Annotated in this window: 10 protein-coding genes, 4 tRNA genes and 1 pseudogene; 5 read left to right on the top strand and 10 right to left on the bottom strand. The window is 58.2% G+C overall.

The genetic code is table 11. The features are described 5' to 3' along the window. Nucleotides 1-636, top strand: coding sequence for a LysE family translocator (locus ACA056_RS07215; protein WP_033056907.1), 636 nt, complete (start codon nt 1-3; stop codon nt 634-636). Nucleotides 637-833: 197 nt separating this feature from the next. Continuing rightward, complete coding sequence (locus ACA056_RS07210; RefSeq protein ID WP_497271520.1) at nt 834-2,573, top strand: dipeptidase; 1,740 nt, start codon at nt 834-836, stop codon at nt 2,571-2,573. 125 nt (nt 2,574-2,698) lie between these two features. Here ACA056_RS07210 and ACA056_RS07205 read toward each other — a convergent pair. The 4 genes from ACA056_RS07205 to ACA056_RS07190 form a co-directional block, all read right to left on the bottom strand. Beyond that, a tRNA-Gly gene (locus ACA056_RS07205) sits at nt 2,699-2,774 on the bottom strand. 3 nt (nt 2,775-2,777) lie between these two features. Beyond that, a tRNA-Glu gene (locus ACA056_RS07200) sits at nt 2,778-2,853 on the bottom strand. A 105-nt stretch (nt 2,854-2,958) separates the two neighbouring features. Continuing rightward, a tRNA-Gly gene (locus ACA056_RS07195) sits at nt 2,959-3,034 on the bottom strand. Between the two features lie 2 nt (nt 3,035-3,036). Beyond that, a tRNA-Glu gene (locus ACA056_RS07190) sits at nt 3,037-3,112 on the bottom strand. A gap of 393 nt (nt 3,113-3,505) precedes the next feature. On the opposite strand from ACA056_RS07190, the gene ACA056_RS07185 reads away from it, so the two are divergent. After that, on the top strand, nt 3,506-4,264 hold the full coding sequence (locus ACA056_RS07185) for a hypothetical protein (RefSeq protein ID WP_497271518.1): 759 nt from the start codon (nt 3,506-3,508) through the stop codon (nt 4,262-4,264). Between the two features lie 444 nt (nt 4,265-4,708). On the opposite strand, the gene ACA056_RS07180 is transcribed toward ACA056_RS07185, so the two are convergent. From ACA056_RS07180 to ACA056_RS07160, 5 genes and pseudogenes are all read right to left on the bottom strand, one after another. Beyond that, nucleotides 4,709-6,246, bottom strand: a protein-coding gene (locus tag ACA056_RS07180; protein WP_497266439.1) for an IS3 family transposase whose coding sequence is annotated in 2 segments (ribosomal slippage) — nt 4,709-5,778 and nt 5,778-6,246 — 1,539 coding nt in all. Because the reading frame shifts where the segments join, the coding sequence is not laid out codon by codon here. A gap of 167 nt (nt 6,247-6,413) precedes the next feature. Further along, on the bottom strand, nt 6,414-7,277 hold the full coding sequence (locus ACA056_RS07175) for a methyl-accepting chemotaxis protein (protein WP_375154723.1): 864 nt from the start codon (nt 7,275-7,277) through the stop codon (nt 6,414-6,416). Then, nucleotides 7,275-8,339 (bottom strand): annotated as a pseudogene (locus ACA056_RS07170) (HAMP domain-containing protein); the annotation flags it as partial. The pseudogene ACA056_RS07170 and the gene ACA056_RS07175, both read right to left, overlap by 3 nt. A gap of 147 nt (nt 8,340-8,486) precedes the next feature. Then, nucleotides 8,487-9,878, bottom strand: coding sequence for an aminotransferase-like domain-containing protein (locus ACA056_RS07165; RefSeq protein WP_497271516.1), 1,392 nt, complete (start codon nt 9,876-9,878; stop codon nt 8,487-8,489). 184 nt (nt 9,879-10,062) lie between these two features. Next, nucleotides 10,063-10,824, bottom strand: a complete 762-nt coding sequence (locus tag ACA056_RS07160; protein WP_497271514.1) for an SDR family oxidoreductase — start codon at nt 10,822-10,824, stop codon at nt 10,063-10,065. Nucleotides 10,825-10,925: 101 nt separating this feature from the next. On the opposite strand from ACA056_RS07160, the gene ACA056_RS07155 reads away from it, so the two are divergent. Continuing rightward, on the top strand, nt 10,926-11,063 hold the full coding sequence (locus ACA056_RS07155) for a hypothetical protein (protein WP_158539696.1): 138 nt from the start codon (nt 10,926-10,928) through the stop codon (nt 11,061-11,063). Next, nucleotides 11,060-12,064, top strand: a complete 1,005-nt coding sequence (locus ACA056_RS07150) for an NADP-dependent oxidoreductase (RefSeq protein WP_497271511.1) — start codon at nt 11,060-11,062, stop codon at nt 12,062-12,064. Before ACA056_RS07155 ends, ACA056_RS07150 begins: the two co-directional genes overlap by 4 nt. Before the next feature lie 138 nt (nt 12,065-12,202). Here the strand turns inward: ACA056_RS07150 and pyrF are convergent, their stop codons facing one another. Further along, nucleotides 12,203-12,901 (bottom strand): orotidine-5'-phosphate decarboxylase, encoded by a 699-nt coding sequence (pyrF, locus tag ACA056_RS07145; RefSeq protein ID WP_178122744.1) that lies wholly within the window; start codon nt 12,899-12,901, stop codon nt 12,203-12,205. Nucleotides 12,902-13,145: the final 244 nt, after the last annotated feature.

Genomic DNA, 13,145 nt, shown 5'->3' with positions numbered 1-13,145 from the left:
ATGCTTTCGAATTACCTGGGCGAGTTTCTGGCGCTGGCAACTATCCACTTTCTTGCCGTGGTTGCACCCGGACCGGACTTCGCAGTGACCATCCGTCAGAGCGTGCGCTTTGGTCGACTGGTCGGGATTTGCACGGCGCTGGGCATCGGCGCGGGCATTTCCGTGCATGTGCTTTATACCTTGCTCGGCGTCGGCGCGCTGATGCACACGACACCTTGGCTGCTGACGGTGGCCAAGGTTGTGGGTGGCGCTTACATTTTGTACCTCGGTGTCAGCCTGTTGCGCAGCAAGCCCAAGACCGTACTGGAAGGCGACAAGCCTGACGAACCGGTCGTAGAACAAACGTTGCTGAAGGCATTTACCACCGGTTTTCTGACCAACGCGACCAACCCGAAAGCAACATTGTTTTTCCTGGCGATCTTCACCACCATCATCAGCGCCACAACGCCACTGAAGATCCAGGCGCTTTACGGAATCTGGATGTGTTTTGTGAATGCGCTGTGGTTTGTGATCGTCGCGCTGTTCTTTTCCAGTGCTCGGGTACGGCTGCTGTTTATGCGCATGGGGCACTGGTTCGAACGCACCATGGGGGTGATTCTGATCCTGTTCGCCGGGCGCCTGATTCTGTCGATGTAAAACCTGCGCCCATGCAAAAGGCCCGCTCAGTCGACTGGCGGGCCTTTTTCGTTTCTGTGTCGCATTTGCATTTCTGTGCGACAGATCTCACTTCAGGGACTCCCGTACTGCTCACTCGTGGTGTTAGCTTGGGAACGTTTTCTTGCCCCATCGATCAGAAACTTCTCACAAACGCCTGCAAAGGAATGCCCCCTGCAATGAATTTCTCACTCAAGCACCTGGCCGCGTCGACCCTGATACTGGCCAGCCTTTCGTCGTTCACCCTGACAGCGCACGCTAACATCAGCCCGCAACAGAGCGCGGCCATCCTCAAGACGTTCAGCGACGCATCGGTAACGGATTTCAGGCAGTTCCTGGGAGGCCTGGCCAAAAGCGACCTTGGCAAAACCGACGACCTCGGCCCGGCCATCAGCGCCTTTCTCGACAACAAGACCCTTTCTTCAGAACAGCAGAACGAGATCCATCGCCTGCTCGGCCTCTATGCACGCGTGAAGTACGGCAGCGCCGCCACCGAGACCCTGCGAGAGTTGGTGGCCATCCCGACCTTCCGCGTCGACGGTGTTGACCAGCACGACAATCCCGAATTCATCAAAATCGCCGACAAGATCAAGGGCCTTGCACAGGCCTTCAACCTGAGCTTTCGAAACATCGACAATCGCGTCTATGAGATCTCCCTGGAAGGCAGCGGCGATGAAGTCGTGGGCATTCACGCGCATGCCGACGTGGTGCCCGTGACGCCGGAGAACTGGGTCCTGAAGGACGGCACCCGACTTGATCCGTTCAATGTCACTCTGATCGGCGACCGCATGTATGGCCGGGGCACCGAGGATGACAAGAACGGCATCGTGGTGGCGCTCTATGCCATGAAGGTCATCAAGGAAGAGAAGTTGCCGCTGGCCAGGAATTTCAAGCTGCTGGTCGACACCACCGAAGAAACCACCGGCGACGCCATCCCCTATTACTTCGAAAACAACCCGACACCCAACTACAACCTCGCGCTGGATGGCGGCTATCCGGTGGTGATTGCCGAGAAAGGCTACGGCACTGTCATGGCGAACTTTGCCAAGCGCAAGGCAGAGGGCAAGGGCGCTGAAATCATCTCGATGACGGGCGGCATGGCCACCAACCAGATTCCGTCGACATCGGTCGCCACCCTTTTGAGCGACAAGCCCGCCGAACTGGCCGCCAGCCTGCAGAAGGCCGGTAGCGATTATGCCAAGCGCAATGGCGGCAACTTCGAGGTAACCGCCAAGGTCGTCGGCAAGGACGTCAAGCTGACGGTCACCGGCGTTTCGGCCCACTCCTCCGAGCCCGAGTCAGGTGTTAACCCGGTGGCCAGGATGCTGGACTTCATCAACAGCCTTGACGGAAAAGTCGCGCTCAAGCACAACCACATTACCGACGCCGCCCGCTACGCGGCCGACAACTGGGGGCTGGACTACCTGGGTGGCAAATTGGCGGTCGGCTTTTCCGATGCCTTCATGGGACCGTTGACCACTTCCCTGACCTTTGTCGGGATGGATGACAAAGCCTTCAAGCTCGCGGTCAACCTGCGCGTGCCAAAGGGTAAGTCGCCGGAAACGCTCAAGACCGAAATCGCCGACAAGCTTGATGCCTGGAGCAAGAAGACCCACGTCGCGGTAGCCATCGACTACTCAATCGCCGAGCCGATGTACCGCAATCCTGAGGGTGAATGGGTCAAGGCGTTGCTGGCTGTGTCCACTGAAAACCTGGGCATGGAGCATAAGTTCGGCTCTTCCGCCGGCGCCACCTCGGTGCATGAGCTGCCCAATGGCGTGCAATTCGGCCTGGCCAGGCCCGAGGTCAAGTACACCGGCCACACTGACAACGAGTTCAAGACCGTCGACCAGTTTCTGCTGGATCTGCAGATCGTGACCGAGATGATGGGGCGCATCGGGCAGTTGCCGAAGCTCTGATGCTCTTTCGGACCCGCTGTTATGGCGGGTTCGACGCAAACAAAAAAAGGACCTTGAGGTCCTTTTTTATGGGTGACGCGCAAACAAAAACGCCGCTCATTGCTGAGCGGCGTTTTTGTTAAATATGGAGCGGGAAACGAGACTCGAACTCGCGACCCCGACCTTGGCAAGGTCGTGCTCTACCAACTGAGCTATTCCCGCAAATGGCGTCCCCTAGGGGACTCGAACCCCTGTTACCGCCGTGAAAGGGCGGTGTCCTAGGCCACTAGACGAAGGGGACACGCTAACTGAAACACATGGTGTGTATTTCAGTGCCCAAATCCGCATCCGAAGATACCGGTTCTGGTTTCACTCAGCCCTGCCCGAAAGCAACGCTGTTTAAAATTGGAGCGGGAAACGAGACTCGAACTCGCGACCCCGACCTTGGCAAGGTCGTGCTCTACCAACTGAGCTATTCCCGCAATGGCGTCCCCTAGGGGACTCGAACCCCTGTTACCGCCGTGAAAGGGCGGTGTCCTAGGCCACTAGACGAAGGGGACACACGTACAACATTCACTCCCTACCGCGTTTCGCTGTGTGCTTTACGCTGTAAGTGGCGCGCATTCTATGGATGGATTGAGGGGTCGTCAACCCCCAGATATAAATTTATTTAAATCAATGACTTCGCCCTGCTTTGAGACACTAATCGAGCTTTTCCGTCGCCCGGGGTTTGACGCCTATATTCTGACACCCGCCAAGACGTTATAGTCCACCCACGCCCAAGATGATGGCAATGTGCACCTCGCACGCTATTACTTATATAAGCAGGAACGCGGCCGATACAGGCAGTGCAGTAGCCGATTCAACTCGCTGAGCGGCGCTATGCGTCCCAATGCCAAGCCACTACACTCGCACGCGAACCCCATAAAGAGGTCTTACCGGTGACACCACTCATGATCACCCTGCTAGTCGTAGCCGGGATCGCACTATTGATCGCCATTGGCTACATGAACCATGTGGTGGAAAACAATAAGCTGGAAAAGGCCCGCGCCAAGGTTGAGCTCAACGATCGTCTGCGTCGTTGCGGCGAAATCACCGAGACCTTCCCCGGCCAGTTGATGACACCGGCGCTCAAGCTGCTGCTGACTCGCCTGGAACTGAACGTCTGCCAACGCCTGCTTAACCTGGAAAAAACCAGCTCCAACCTCAAGGCACGGATTGGCGAACTGAGCGCCCTGGTTGGCCAGGGCGAATCGATCCCGGTCAATAACCCGCCAGCACCGATCCAGACCGAAGCCAAAGCCAAAGACGTACGCTTCCTGCTCGAAGCCCTGCATGGTCAAATCACCCGCGCCGCACAGGACGGCTTCCTGCCAACCAACGAAGCCAAACGCTGGATCCGCGAAGTTCGCCACATCCTGGTCCTGCTGCACATCGAATTCTTCAACAACCTCGGCCAACACGCCCTGCAACAGAACCAGCCCGGCCAGGCCCGCCTGGCATTCGAACGCGGCGTGCAATACCTGCGCAAACAACAGGAACCCCAGGTCTACGCCGAACAACTGGAATACCTGGAAAAACTCCTGGCTCGCGCCAACGCACAAGTCATGGACAACTTCACCCCGGTAGAAGGCGAAGTGAACCAACTGACCGAAGGCCTCAAAGACGTCGAGGCCGATGCAGACTGGAAGAAAAAAGTGATCTACGACTGATCAAAGAAAGCAGAAAAGAGAGCCACCTGAACAGGTGGCTTTTTTTTGCGTTGAGTTTGATGGCCGGGTACAGCCAGGATAGAAAGGTCGGCTACCAGGCCGCCATCGCGAGCAAGCTCGCTCCCACAATGGAGCGGCGTACAACCGGACAAACAGGCCGGCCGGTAGGCCGCCTCGGGCCGCTTTTGATCTACCCGCCCCTTCGGGAGGCTGAGTGGAGGTGTGCATCCGGGGAGTGGCGCGAAGCGCCGTTCGACGCAGTCGAACACGCTGCATGTAGGTCGTCGCGAAGCAGACCGGAGGGCAGTGTCCCCGGATGGATACCGGAACGAAGGAACGCCGAGCCTAAGCGAGGGGCCGGACGCTCGGGGCGAGACTTTTTGCTTACTTTTTTTAGGCGTTTCGGTACGTGTCAAGGTACCTGTCACCTTGTTCCAACTGTTGTTAGCCAGCTGCACCCTTAACCTCAGGGCGCTCTGGGTTTAAATACACCGCATCTGCCAGCTTCCAGTTGCGTGTCCGAGTACTCCAGCGGCTCGGATTAGCGTCCCTGGCGTCTTCATAAAGCACTGCTCTAGCTTGTAATAGAACCGTCGCCTTGCCTTCGTGGCGTTCGTTCGGCGTGACGTATTTCAAGGCGCTGTGGCGGTGATCTTCGTTGTACCACTCGATAAATTTCTGCACCCAAAGCCTTGCTTCAGTGACCGTATCAAATGGTTGATCCGGCCAGAGTGGGCAGTACTTGGCGGTACGGAAAAGCGCCTCGGCATAAGCGTTGTCATTGCTCACCCTCGGCCGGCTGAAGGACGGCTCGACGCCCAGGGCGATCATGCTTTCACGTAATAAAGAGCCTCTCATAACGTGGCCGTTATCCGAGTGCAACACCAACGGACGACCCGCTGTGTGCTCCCGCAAGCATCCCTTTCTGAGCAACTCACACGCGTGTTCGGCACATTCCACCTCATGCACTTCATTAGCGACCAGCTTGCGGCTGTAGACATCCTTGACCATGTACCAGTAGAAAAAACGGCCTTTGACGGTGCTGGGCAGCCAGGTGATATCCCAGCACCACACCTGATTGGGTGCGTCAGCACGGTGCGTCGTCAGTACTCTGCGTTTCGGGGTCTTGGTACGACCACGGCGCACGTTTTGATTGGCGGCTTTTAACACACGGTAAAACGTCGACTCCGAAGCCAGATAAATGCCTTCATCCGCTAGTTTTGGAACGATTTGGTGCGGGGTGAGGCTGGCGTAGCCAGCCTGATTGGCAGCATCAAGCACCGCTTGGCGTTCTGTCTCACTGAGCTTATTAGCCGGAGCTGCCCGTTGAGCCAGCCGTCGTCCGTCACAGTCAGCGTGTCGCCAGCGCTGGACTGTGCGCAGGCTCAGCCCCAACTCATTGCAGGCTCGATATCGACGAGCGCCATTGAGTACCGCGTCTGCAATCAACTTCATGGCTTGCGTACGATCAGAGGCGTCGATCAGTCTTCCTTGTCCTTGCCCCAGATCGCATTGGCTTTTTTTCTGAGATCCAGCAAGGCCACCGCCTCCGCACGTCCGGCATCAGACTGAATCAATTGACGCTCAAGTATTTTGATACGCCGTTGCTCGGCCGTCTTAGAGGTTCGAGAGTTGAGATCAACGACCGGATTGGCGTTTTGGCATGCCATTCGCCACTGTTGGATTTGCTCAGGGTAAATGCCTTTGATTCGGCAATACTGAGAGATCTCCACCTCGCTCAACGGCGCGGTTTCCATGACAGCATTGAATTTATCGGCGCTAGACCATTGGTCACTGGTCTTGCCGTTTCCCGGAACGATCAAGCCTTTATCTCTAGCCATTTGTCTCCAATTTCGCAGTGACTGTGGCGTGAGATTGAGCGCAACGGCAAGTTCTGCCACTGATCGATTGAGGGGCGGCATCATTTGCAAAACGACCCAGTCTTTGAAGTCGTTGTCGTAGCGTTTGCCTAGCTTGGACATCGATATGTACCTTCGCCCTCTTGAATGAACGAGTCAATCAACAAGGGCGACAGGTAGCCTGACACGGAGGGCGTTTGTCAAAAGTGACTCGCCGTAAGGGCGAAACCCTAAGTGGCCGTTACCGCAGGAACGGATATGTACTCAGTCAACAAAACATAGCTCCCACCTCAGAGCCGAAAGTGCCCCACCATCCCCTTCAACTCAACCCCCAACTGCGCCAACTCAATACTGGAAGCCGCATTCCCCTGCATCGCCAACGAAGACTGATCCGCACTGGCCCGAATACTCGTGACACTGCGATTAATCTCCTCAGCTACTGAACTCTGCTCCTCGGCAGCCGCTGCAATCTGCTGGTTCATCTGCTGAATCAAAGACACTGCCGCCGCGATACTCCCCAGCGCACTCTCAGTCTGCAACGCATCACTCACCGCCAGCTTCACCAGCTCACCACTGTTCTGAATCTGCTGAACAGAAGACTGAGCCGCCGAGCGCAAGGCGCTCACCAGTCGTTCAATCTCCTCGGTCGATTGCTGAGTGCGCTTGGCCAGTGCCCGCACTTCATCGGCCACCACCGCAAAGCCCCTGCCCTGCTCGCCGGCTCGAGCCGCCTCGATCGCGGCGTTGAGGGCCAATAGATTGGTCTGCTCGGCCACACTCTTGATGACGCTCAGCACCGTACCGATGTTCTGGATTTCCGCACTCAAACTTTCGATGCTCGAACTGGCCGAGGTGGCTGAATCCGCCAACTGTTCGATCCGCGCCATGCTCTGGCGCACCACCTGCTGACCACTTTCAACCTTGCCGTCCGCTGTCTGCGCCGCCTGAGCGGCCTCCTCCGCGTTACGCGCAACGTCGTGCACGGTGGCGGTCATCTGATTCATCGCGGTAGCGACCTGCTCGGTTTCTTCCTTCTGGCTGCTGACTTCAAGATTGGTCTGCTCGGTCACCGCCGACAGTGACTGCGCTGAACTGGCCAACTGTTCGATACCCGCCTGCAAACCGCTGACAATGCTGCTAAGCCCCGCGCCCATCTGCTGCATGGCCTGCATCAGCTGCCCTATCTCATCACGACGGGTCACTTCAACCGTCGCACTCAAATCGCCAGAGGCAATCTGTTGAGCAACACGGATCACACTGCGCAACGGTGCCACAATCAACCGGGTAATCACCCAGGCCGCAATCAGCCCGACCAGCAGCGCCAGCGCCGAGGAACCGATGATCAGCAGCGAGTTCTTTTTCAGCTCCGCCTGCATCGACTGGTCTTCGGCGACATAGGCCTGATCCACCCGCTCCACCACCTGAGCGGCGCGCTGATGCAACTGTTGATAAACGGTTTTTTCCTGCGCCAGCAGGCCGGTGTACTCAGCGAGTTTTTCGCTGAATCCGCCGATGTGCCCGACCACTTCGTTGAGGACAGTCTGATAACCCTCATCCTTGACCGTGGTTTTCAGCTGCTCAGCCTGGGTCAGTGCCTGGTCGGCCTGCTCGATCTTGCCCTGCCCTGCGCTGTCGTCGCCCTTGCGGCTCAGGTCCAGGCGCACGCGCGCTTCGTTCATGGCTTGCAACATCAACCGCGACACCTGGCTGACCTGATTGGCCTGTTCGATAAACTGCCCACCGTCCTTGCCTTCGGATTCCTTCAAGGTATAAGCGCCGTCATCGGCCAGCCCGGCCTGCAGCACGTCGAGATTATTGGCCACGCTGGACACCGACCAACTGGCCATCTCCAGTGCCAGGTCCTTGGCCTGGCTGAGCGAGACGAACTCGTCAAAGGCCTTGCGGTAGGCCCCCAGGGACTGCTCGACGTCATTCATCACCGGCACGTTGGCCGCAGACGCCGCTTTCAGTTGGGTTGCCAGGGCGATCAGGCCGTCAACGCCCTCGCGCAACGCATCAGCGGTTTTCGGGTTGCCGTGCAAGGCGTATTCCTGCTCGAGCAGTCTCACCTTGAGCAAACCGCTGTTGAGCGACGACATCTGCTTGAGCCCGTCGAAGCGCTGGCTGATGGTTTGCAGGGACCATACGCCGATGGCTGCCACCAAGGCGGTCAACAGCAGCACCAGTACAAACCCGACACCCAGTTTTTTCGCCATACCGAGGTTGGCAAAACGTCCTTGCACGGCCGAAATCATTGCACTTAGTCCCCTGACATAGTCTGTTGACGCAGATTCGCAACGGGCCTGTATCAACACAAGTCTCTGGCGTCTGAATAATGGCAAAAAGCTACGCTCACGTCGTTTTCAGAACGCTTGAGGTCGATCCCGAGCGGTGGCCTGAAAAAACGCCCGGGCTCGCGGATCACAGGCATAGGCCACATTGATACGCTGCCAGTCACTGGCCTCTGCGGTGGGACTGAATGCCGTCGCAGAAGACAACAGGACACCGAAGCGCTGGGCTTGTTTGCGCACCTCAGCGTAGTCGGACATCCGCGATCGCGCCCAGATGAACAGGCCTCCGACCGGCTTGCCGAACACCTCCCACTCGGCGTCTTCAAGCACTTGCAACGCCGCCTCCCTGTCACTGCTCAAACGCTGGCGCTGGCGCTGGACCAATTTGCGATAGGCGCCGCTGGCCAACAGGCTGGCCAACACCGACTCGCAAAACCGTGAGGCGCCCATGCTGCTGATCATCTTGACCTCGGCCAGCCGCGAAATAACCTCGGCGCCGGCCACTACAAAACCGACCCGCAACGAGCTGCTGAGGGTTTTGGAGTAGCTGCCGACATAGATCACGTTGTCATCGATACCCAATGCAGCGAGGCGCGTACCGGGGCCGCTGTGAAAATCCGCATAGACGTCGTCTTCGATCACCAGTAGGCCATAGGTTTTGGCCAGTTGCAGAACCCGCTGCGCCACCGCCGGCGCCAGGCTGCTGCCAGTGGGATTGTGATAGAAGCTATTGATGAAGATCCCGCAGGGCCTGTACTTCACCAGCAGCGCCTCAAGCGCTTCAATGTCCGGCCCGCGTGGGGTTCGCGACACCTCGATCATGCTGACCCCGTGCAACCTGAGCAAATCGAACAGCAAGGAATAACCGGGATTCTCCACCACTACGCAATCACCCGGTTTGAACAAGGTCCGCACGATCAGGTCCAGCCCCTGACTGGCCCCCGCCGTTGTCAGAATCCGGCTTTCCTCCACCACGATATTCAGATGTTTCAGGCGTTTGTGGATCTGCTGACGTAAGGCTGGCAGGCCCAGCGGTGTGCTGTAGTTGAACAGGCCGGCCATGTCGGTGCGGCTGACCTGACGGATCGCGTAGCTCAGGTCGTCAGTTTCGCGCCAGCTCTCGGGCAGTCCGCCACACCCCAGTTTGAGTTCGCCCGAGGTGCCGCCCTGCTTCACTTCTGCCCCCTCGAACCAGGGACAATCCTGTTGTCCCTGAGCGGTCAGCGCTGGAATGGCGACAATGAAACCGGCGCCATGACGCGATGCCAGCACCCCTTGAGCCACCAGACGCTCACAGGCTTCAACGACGCTGGATTGACTGAGCAAATTGATACGGGCGATTTGCCGCACAGAAGGCAAACGCGTCCCCGGCGGCACCTCGCCACGGCGAAGCCAGCAGGCTAGCGCGTCGACGATTTGCTGTACGACCGGCACCAATGCCTGTCGATCGATTCTCAACTCCATGAGCAAGCAAACTCCTGTCCGTTTTGCGGGAAACAGTTAATCACAAGATCGGTCGATCAGAGGTGTGACATCGCCGCAAAAACCCTCGGTTCTAACCATTTGAAACACATTGTCCGACCCCTTTAGGGAACCGAAAAAAAACCCGCACAAGTGCGGGTTTTTTCCTACGTTGCAGTGCCTGGTTTCAGAACGCCGTGACGCCACCGTCCACCGCCAGTGAATGCCCCGTGGTGAACGCTGCGCCGTCGCTGCACAGGTACAGCACCGCACTGGCAATTTCCTCGACCTTGCCGATGCGCCCGACCGGGTGCATGGCATTGGCGAACTCGCCTTTCTTCGGATCGGCTTCATAGGCACGGCGGAACATGTCGGTGTCGATCACCGCCGGGCACACCGCGTTCACCCGAATCTTTTTCTTGGCGTATTCGATGGCCGCCGATTTGGTCAGGCCGATCACCGCATGTTTCGACGCTGCGTAAATGCTCATCTTCGGCGCAGCCCCAAGGCCGGCTACCGATGCGGTATTGACGATTGCACCGCCGCCCTGGGCCAGCAGTAAGGGCAACTGGTACTTCATGCACAACCAGACGCCTTTGACGTTGACGCCCATGATCGCGTCGAACTCATCGACCGTGCCTTCGGCCAACTTGCCTTTCTCGATTTCGATGCCGGCATTGTTGAAGGCATAGTCGAGACGGCCGTAGGTATTGACCACCTCGTCCATCAGATTTTTTACATCGCTTTCCAGCGTGACGTTGCAGCGCACGAAGGTGGCTTCACCACCAGCGGTACGAATCAGCGCCACCGTGTCCTCACCCCCTGTCACATCCAGGTCGGCCACTACCACTTTCAAGCCTTCAGCGGCGAATGCCTGGGCGGTCGCGCGGCCAATGCCATTGGCGGCGCCCGTCACCACAGCGACCTGGCCAGAAAACGTCATGCTCATTGTTATGTCCTCGAAGAGAAGATGCGGGGGATCGCGTGTTCGCAATCTAGCCACAAGGGCCTGAGGCGCGGCAGCACTATCAGAAGGCCAGTTGGGTGCCCATGAGTGACAGTGATAAAACCGCCGGTTCGACTATCACTGCACTGGATCGATATGCATTCGCGGCGTCAGCCAAACTTGCGGCATCGTTCATGAAGGTCTATCAACAAGTCTTCATTCATCTTGAGTGCCTGTCATGACTACCCAGACCAATCGCCAGTTCCTGCTCGCCAAACGTCCGGTGGGCGCGGCAACCCGCGAGACCTTTACCTATCAAGAAGTGCCAGTCGGCGAACCGGCTGCGGGTCAGATCCTGGTCAAAAACGAATACCTGTCCCTGGACCCGGCCATGCGTGGCTGGATGAACGAGGGCAAGTCCTACATCCCGCCGGTCGGTATCGGCGAAGTGATGCGCGCATTGGGCGTAGGCAAAGTCGTTGCCTCGAGTAATCCGGGCTTCGCGGTCGGGGACTACGTCAATGGTGCCTTGGGTGTGCAGGATTACTTCCTCGGCGAGCCACGAGGTTTCTACAAGGTCGATCCGAAACTGGCGCCACTGCCGCGTTATCTGTCGGCGCTGGGCATGACCGGGATGACCGCTTATTTCGCCCTGCTCGATGTCGGCGCGCCGAAGGCGGGTGACACCGTGGTGTTGTCAGGTGCTGCGGGCGCGGTGGGCAGCATTGCCGGGCAGATCGCCAAGATCAAAGGTTGCCGCGTAGTCGGTATTGCCGGCGGCGCGGACAAGTGCCAGTTCCTGATCGACGAACTGGGTTTTGACGGTGCCATCGATTACAAAAACGAAGACGTCCACGCCGGCCTCAAGCGCGAATGCCCGAAAGGTGTCGATGTGTATTTCGATAACGTCGGCGGCGATATCCTCGACGCGGTGCTGAGCCGTCTGAACATGAAGGCGCGGGTGGTGATCTGTGGCGCCATCAGCCAGTACAACAACAAGGAAGCGGTCAAAGGCCCGGCCAACTACCTGGCGCTGCTGGTCAACCGCGCACGGATGGAAGGCTTTGTGGTGATGGACTATGCCGCGCAGTTCGCCGCCGCCGGACAGGAAATGGCCGGCTGGATGGCCAAGGGGCAGCTCAAGAGCAAGGAAGATATTGTTGAAGGACTGGAGACATTCCCGGAGACGCTGATGAAATTGTTCAGCGGCGAGAATTTCGGGAAGTTGGTGCTGAAGGTTTAACCCGATATTTCAATGCACCACAAACCAATGTGGGAGCGAGCTTGCTCGCGAAAGCGGTGTATCAGTCAACATTGATGTCGGCTGACTCTCCGCCTTCGCGAGCAGGCTCGCTCCCACATTTTGATTTTCAGCGTTTGGTTAAGCGAGTTCGGCGACTACGGCTGCCAAAGCCTTGGCCGGATCCGCGGCCTGGCTGATCGGACGGCCGATCACCAGATAATCGGAACCGGCATCCAGCGCCTGACGCGGGGTCAGAATGCGGCGCTGATCGTCCTGGGCGCTGCCCGCCGGACGAATCCCCGGGGTCACCAGTTGCAGCGACGGGTGCGCCGATTTCAGGGCCTGAGCTTCCATAGCCGAGCACACCAGACCGTCCATCCCGGCTTTTTCCGCCAACGCGGCCAGGCGCAACACTTGCTCCTGCGGCTCGATATCCAGACCGATACCCGCCAGGTCTTCACGCTCCATGCTGGTCAGCACGGTCACGCCGATCAGCAGTGGTTTCGGACCGGTGCGCTGGTCAAGCACTTCGCGGCACGCGGCCATCATGCGCAAACCACCAGAGCAGTGCACATTGACCATCCACACGCCCATCTCCGCAGCCGCCTTGACGGCCATGGCGGTGGTGTTCGGAATGTCATGGAACTTGAGGTCCAGGAACACTTCGAACCCCTTGTCACGCAGGGTGCCAACGATTTCCGAAGCGCAGCTGGTGAACAGTTCTTTACCGACTTTGACCCGGCACAGCTTCGGGTCCAACTGATCGGCCAGCTTCAGTGCGGCGTCACGGGTGGGAAAATCCAGGGCGACGATGATAGGAGTCTGGCAGGCGGACATGAGTGGGCTCTCAGGCAGGTCGAAATCGGCGCGCATTGTAGCGGAACCAGCGCCTCTGCGGGACCCGATGATCGGTAATTCGTCGAGGCGGCTCAAGCAAGACTAGCCCTTGCACCAATTGTGTCGAGTCAGATACACACATGACACGCCTGCAACACCCTTCAACGTTACCTTCGGCAGCCGCAACACGTCCTTACAGCACTTCCCGCCTCCGGGCCGGACGCCTATGCTGAAACCACAACCT

This window comes from Pseudomonas sp. LBUM1666, assembly GCF_059695775.1.
The sequence above is the reverse complement of the archived record's forward strand: the minus strand, read 5'-3'. Positions and strand labels throughout refer to the sequence as shown.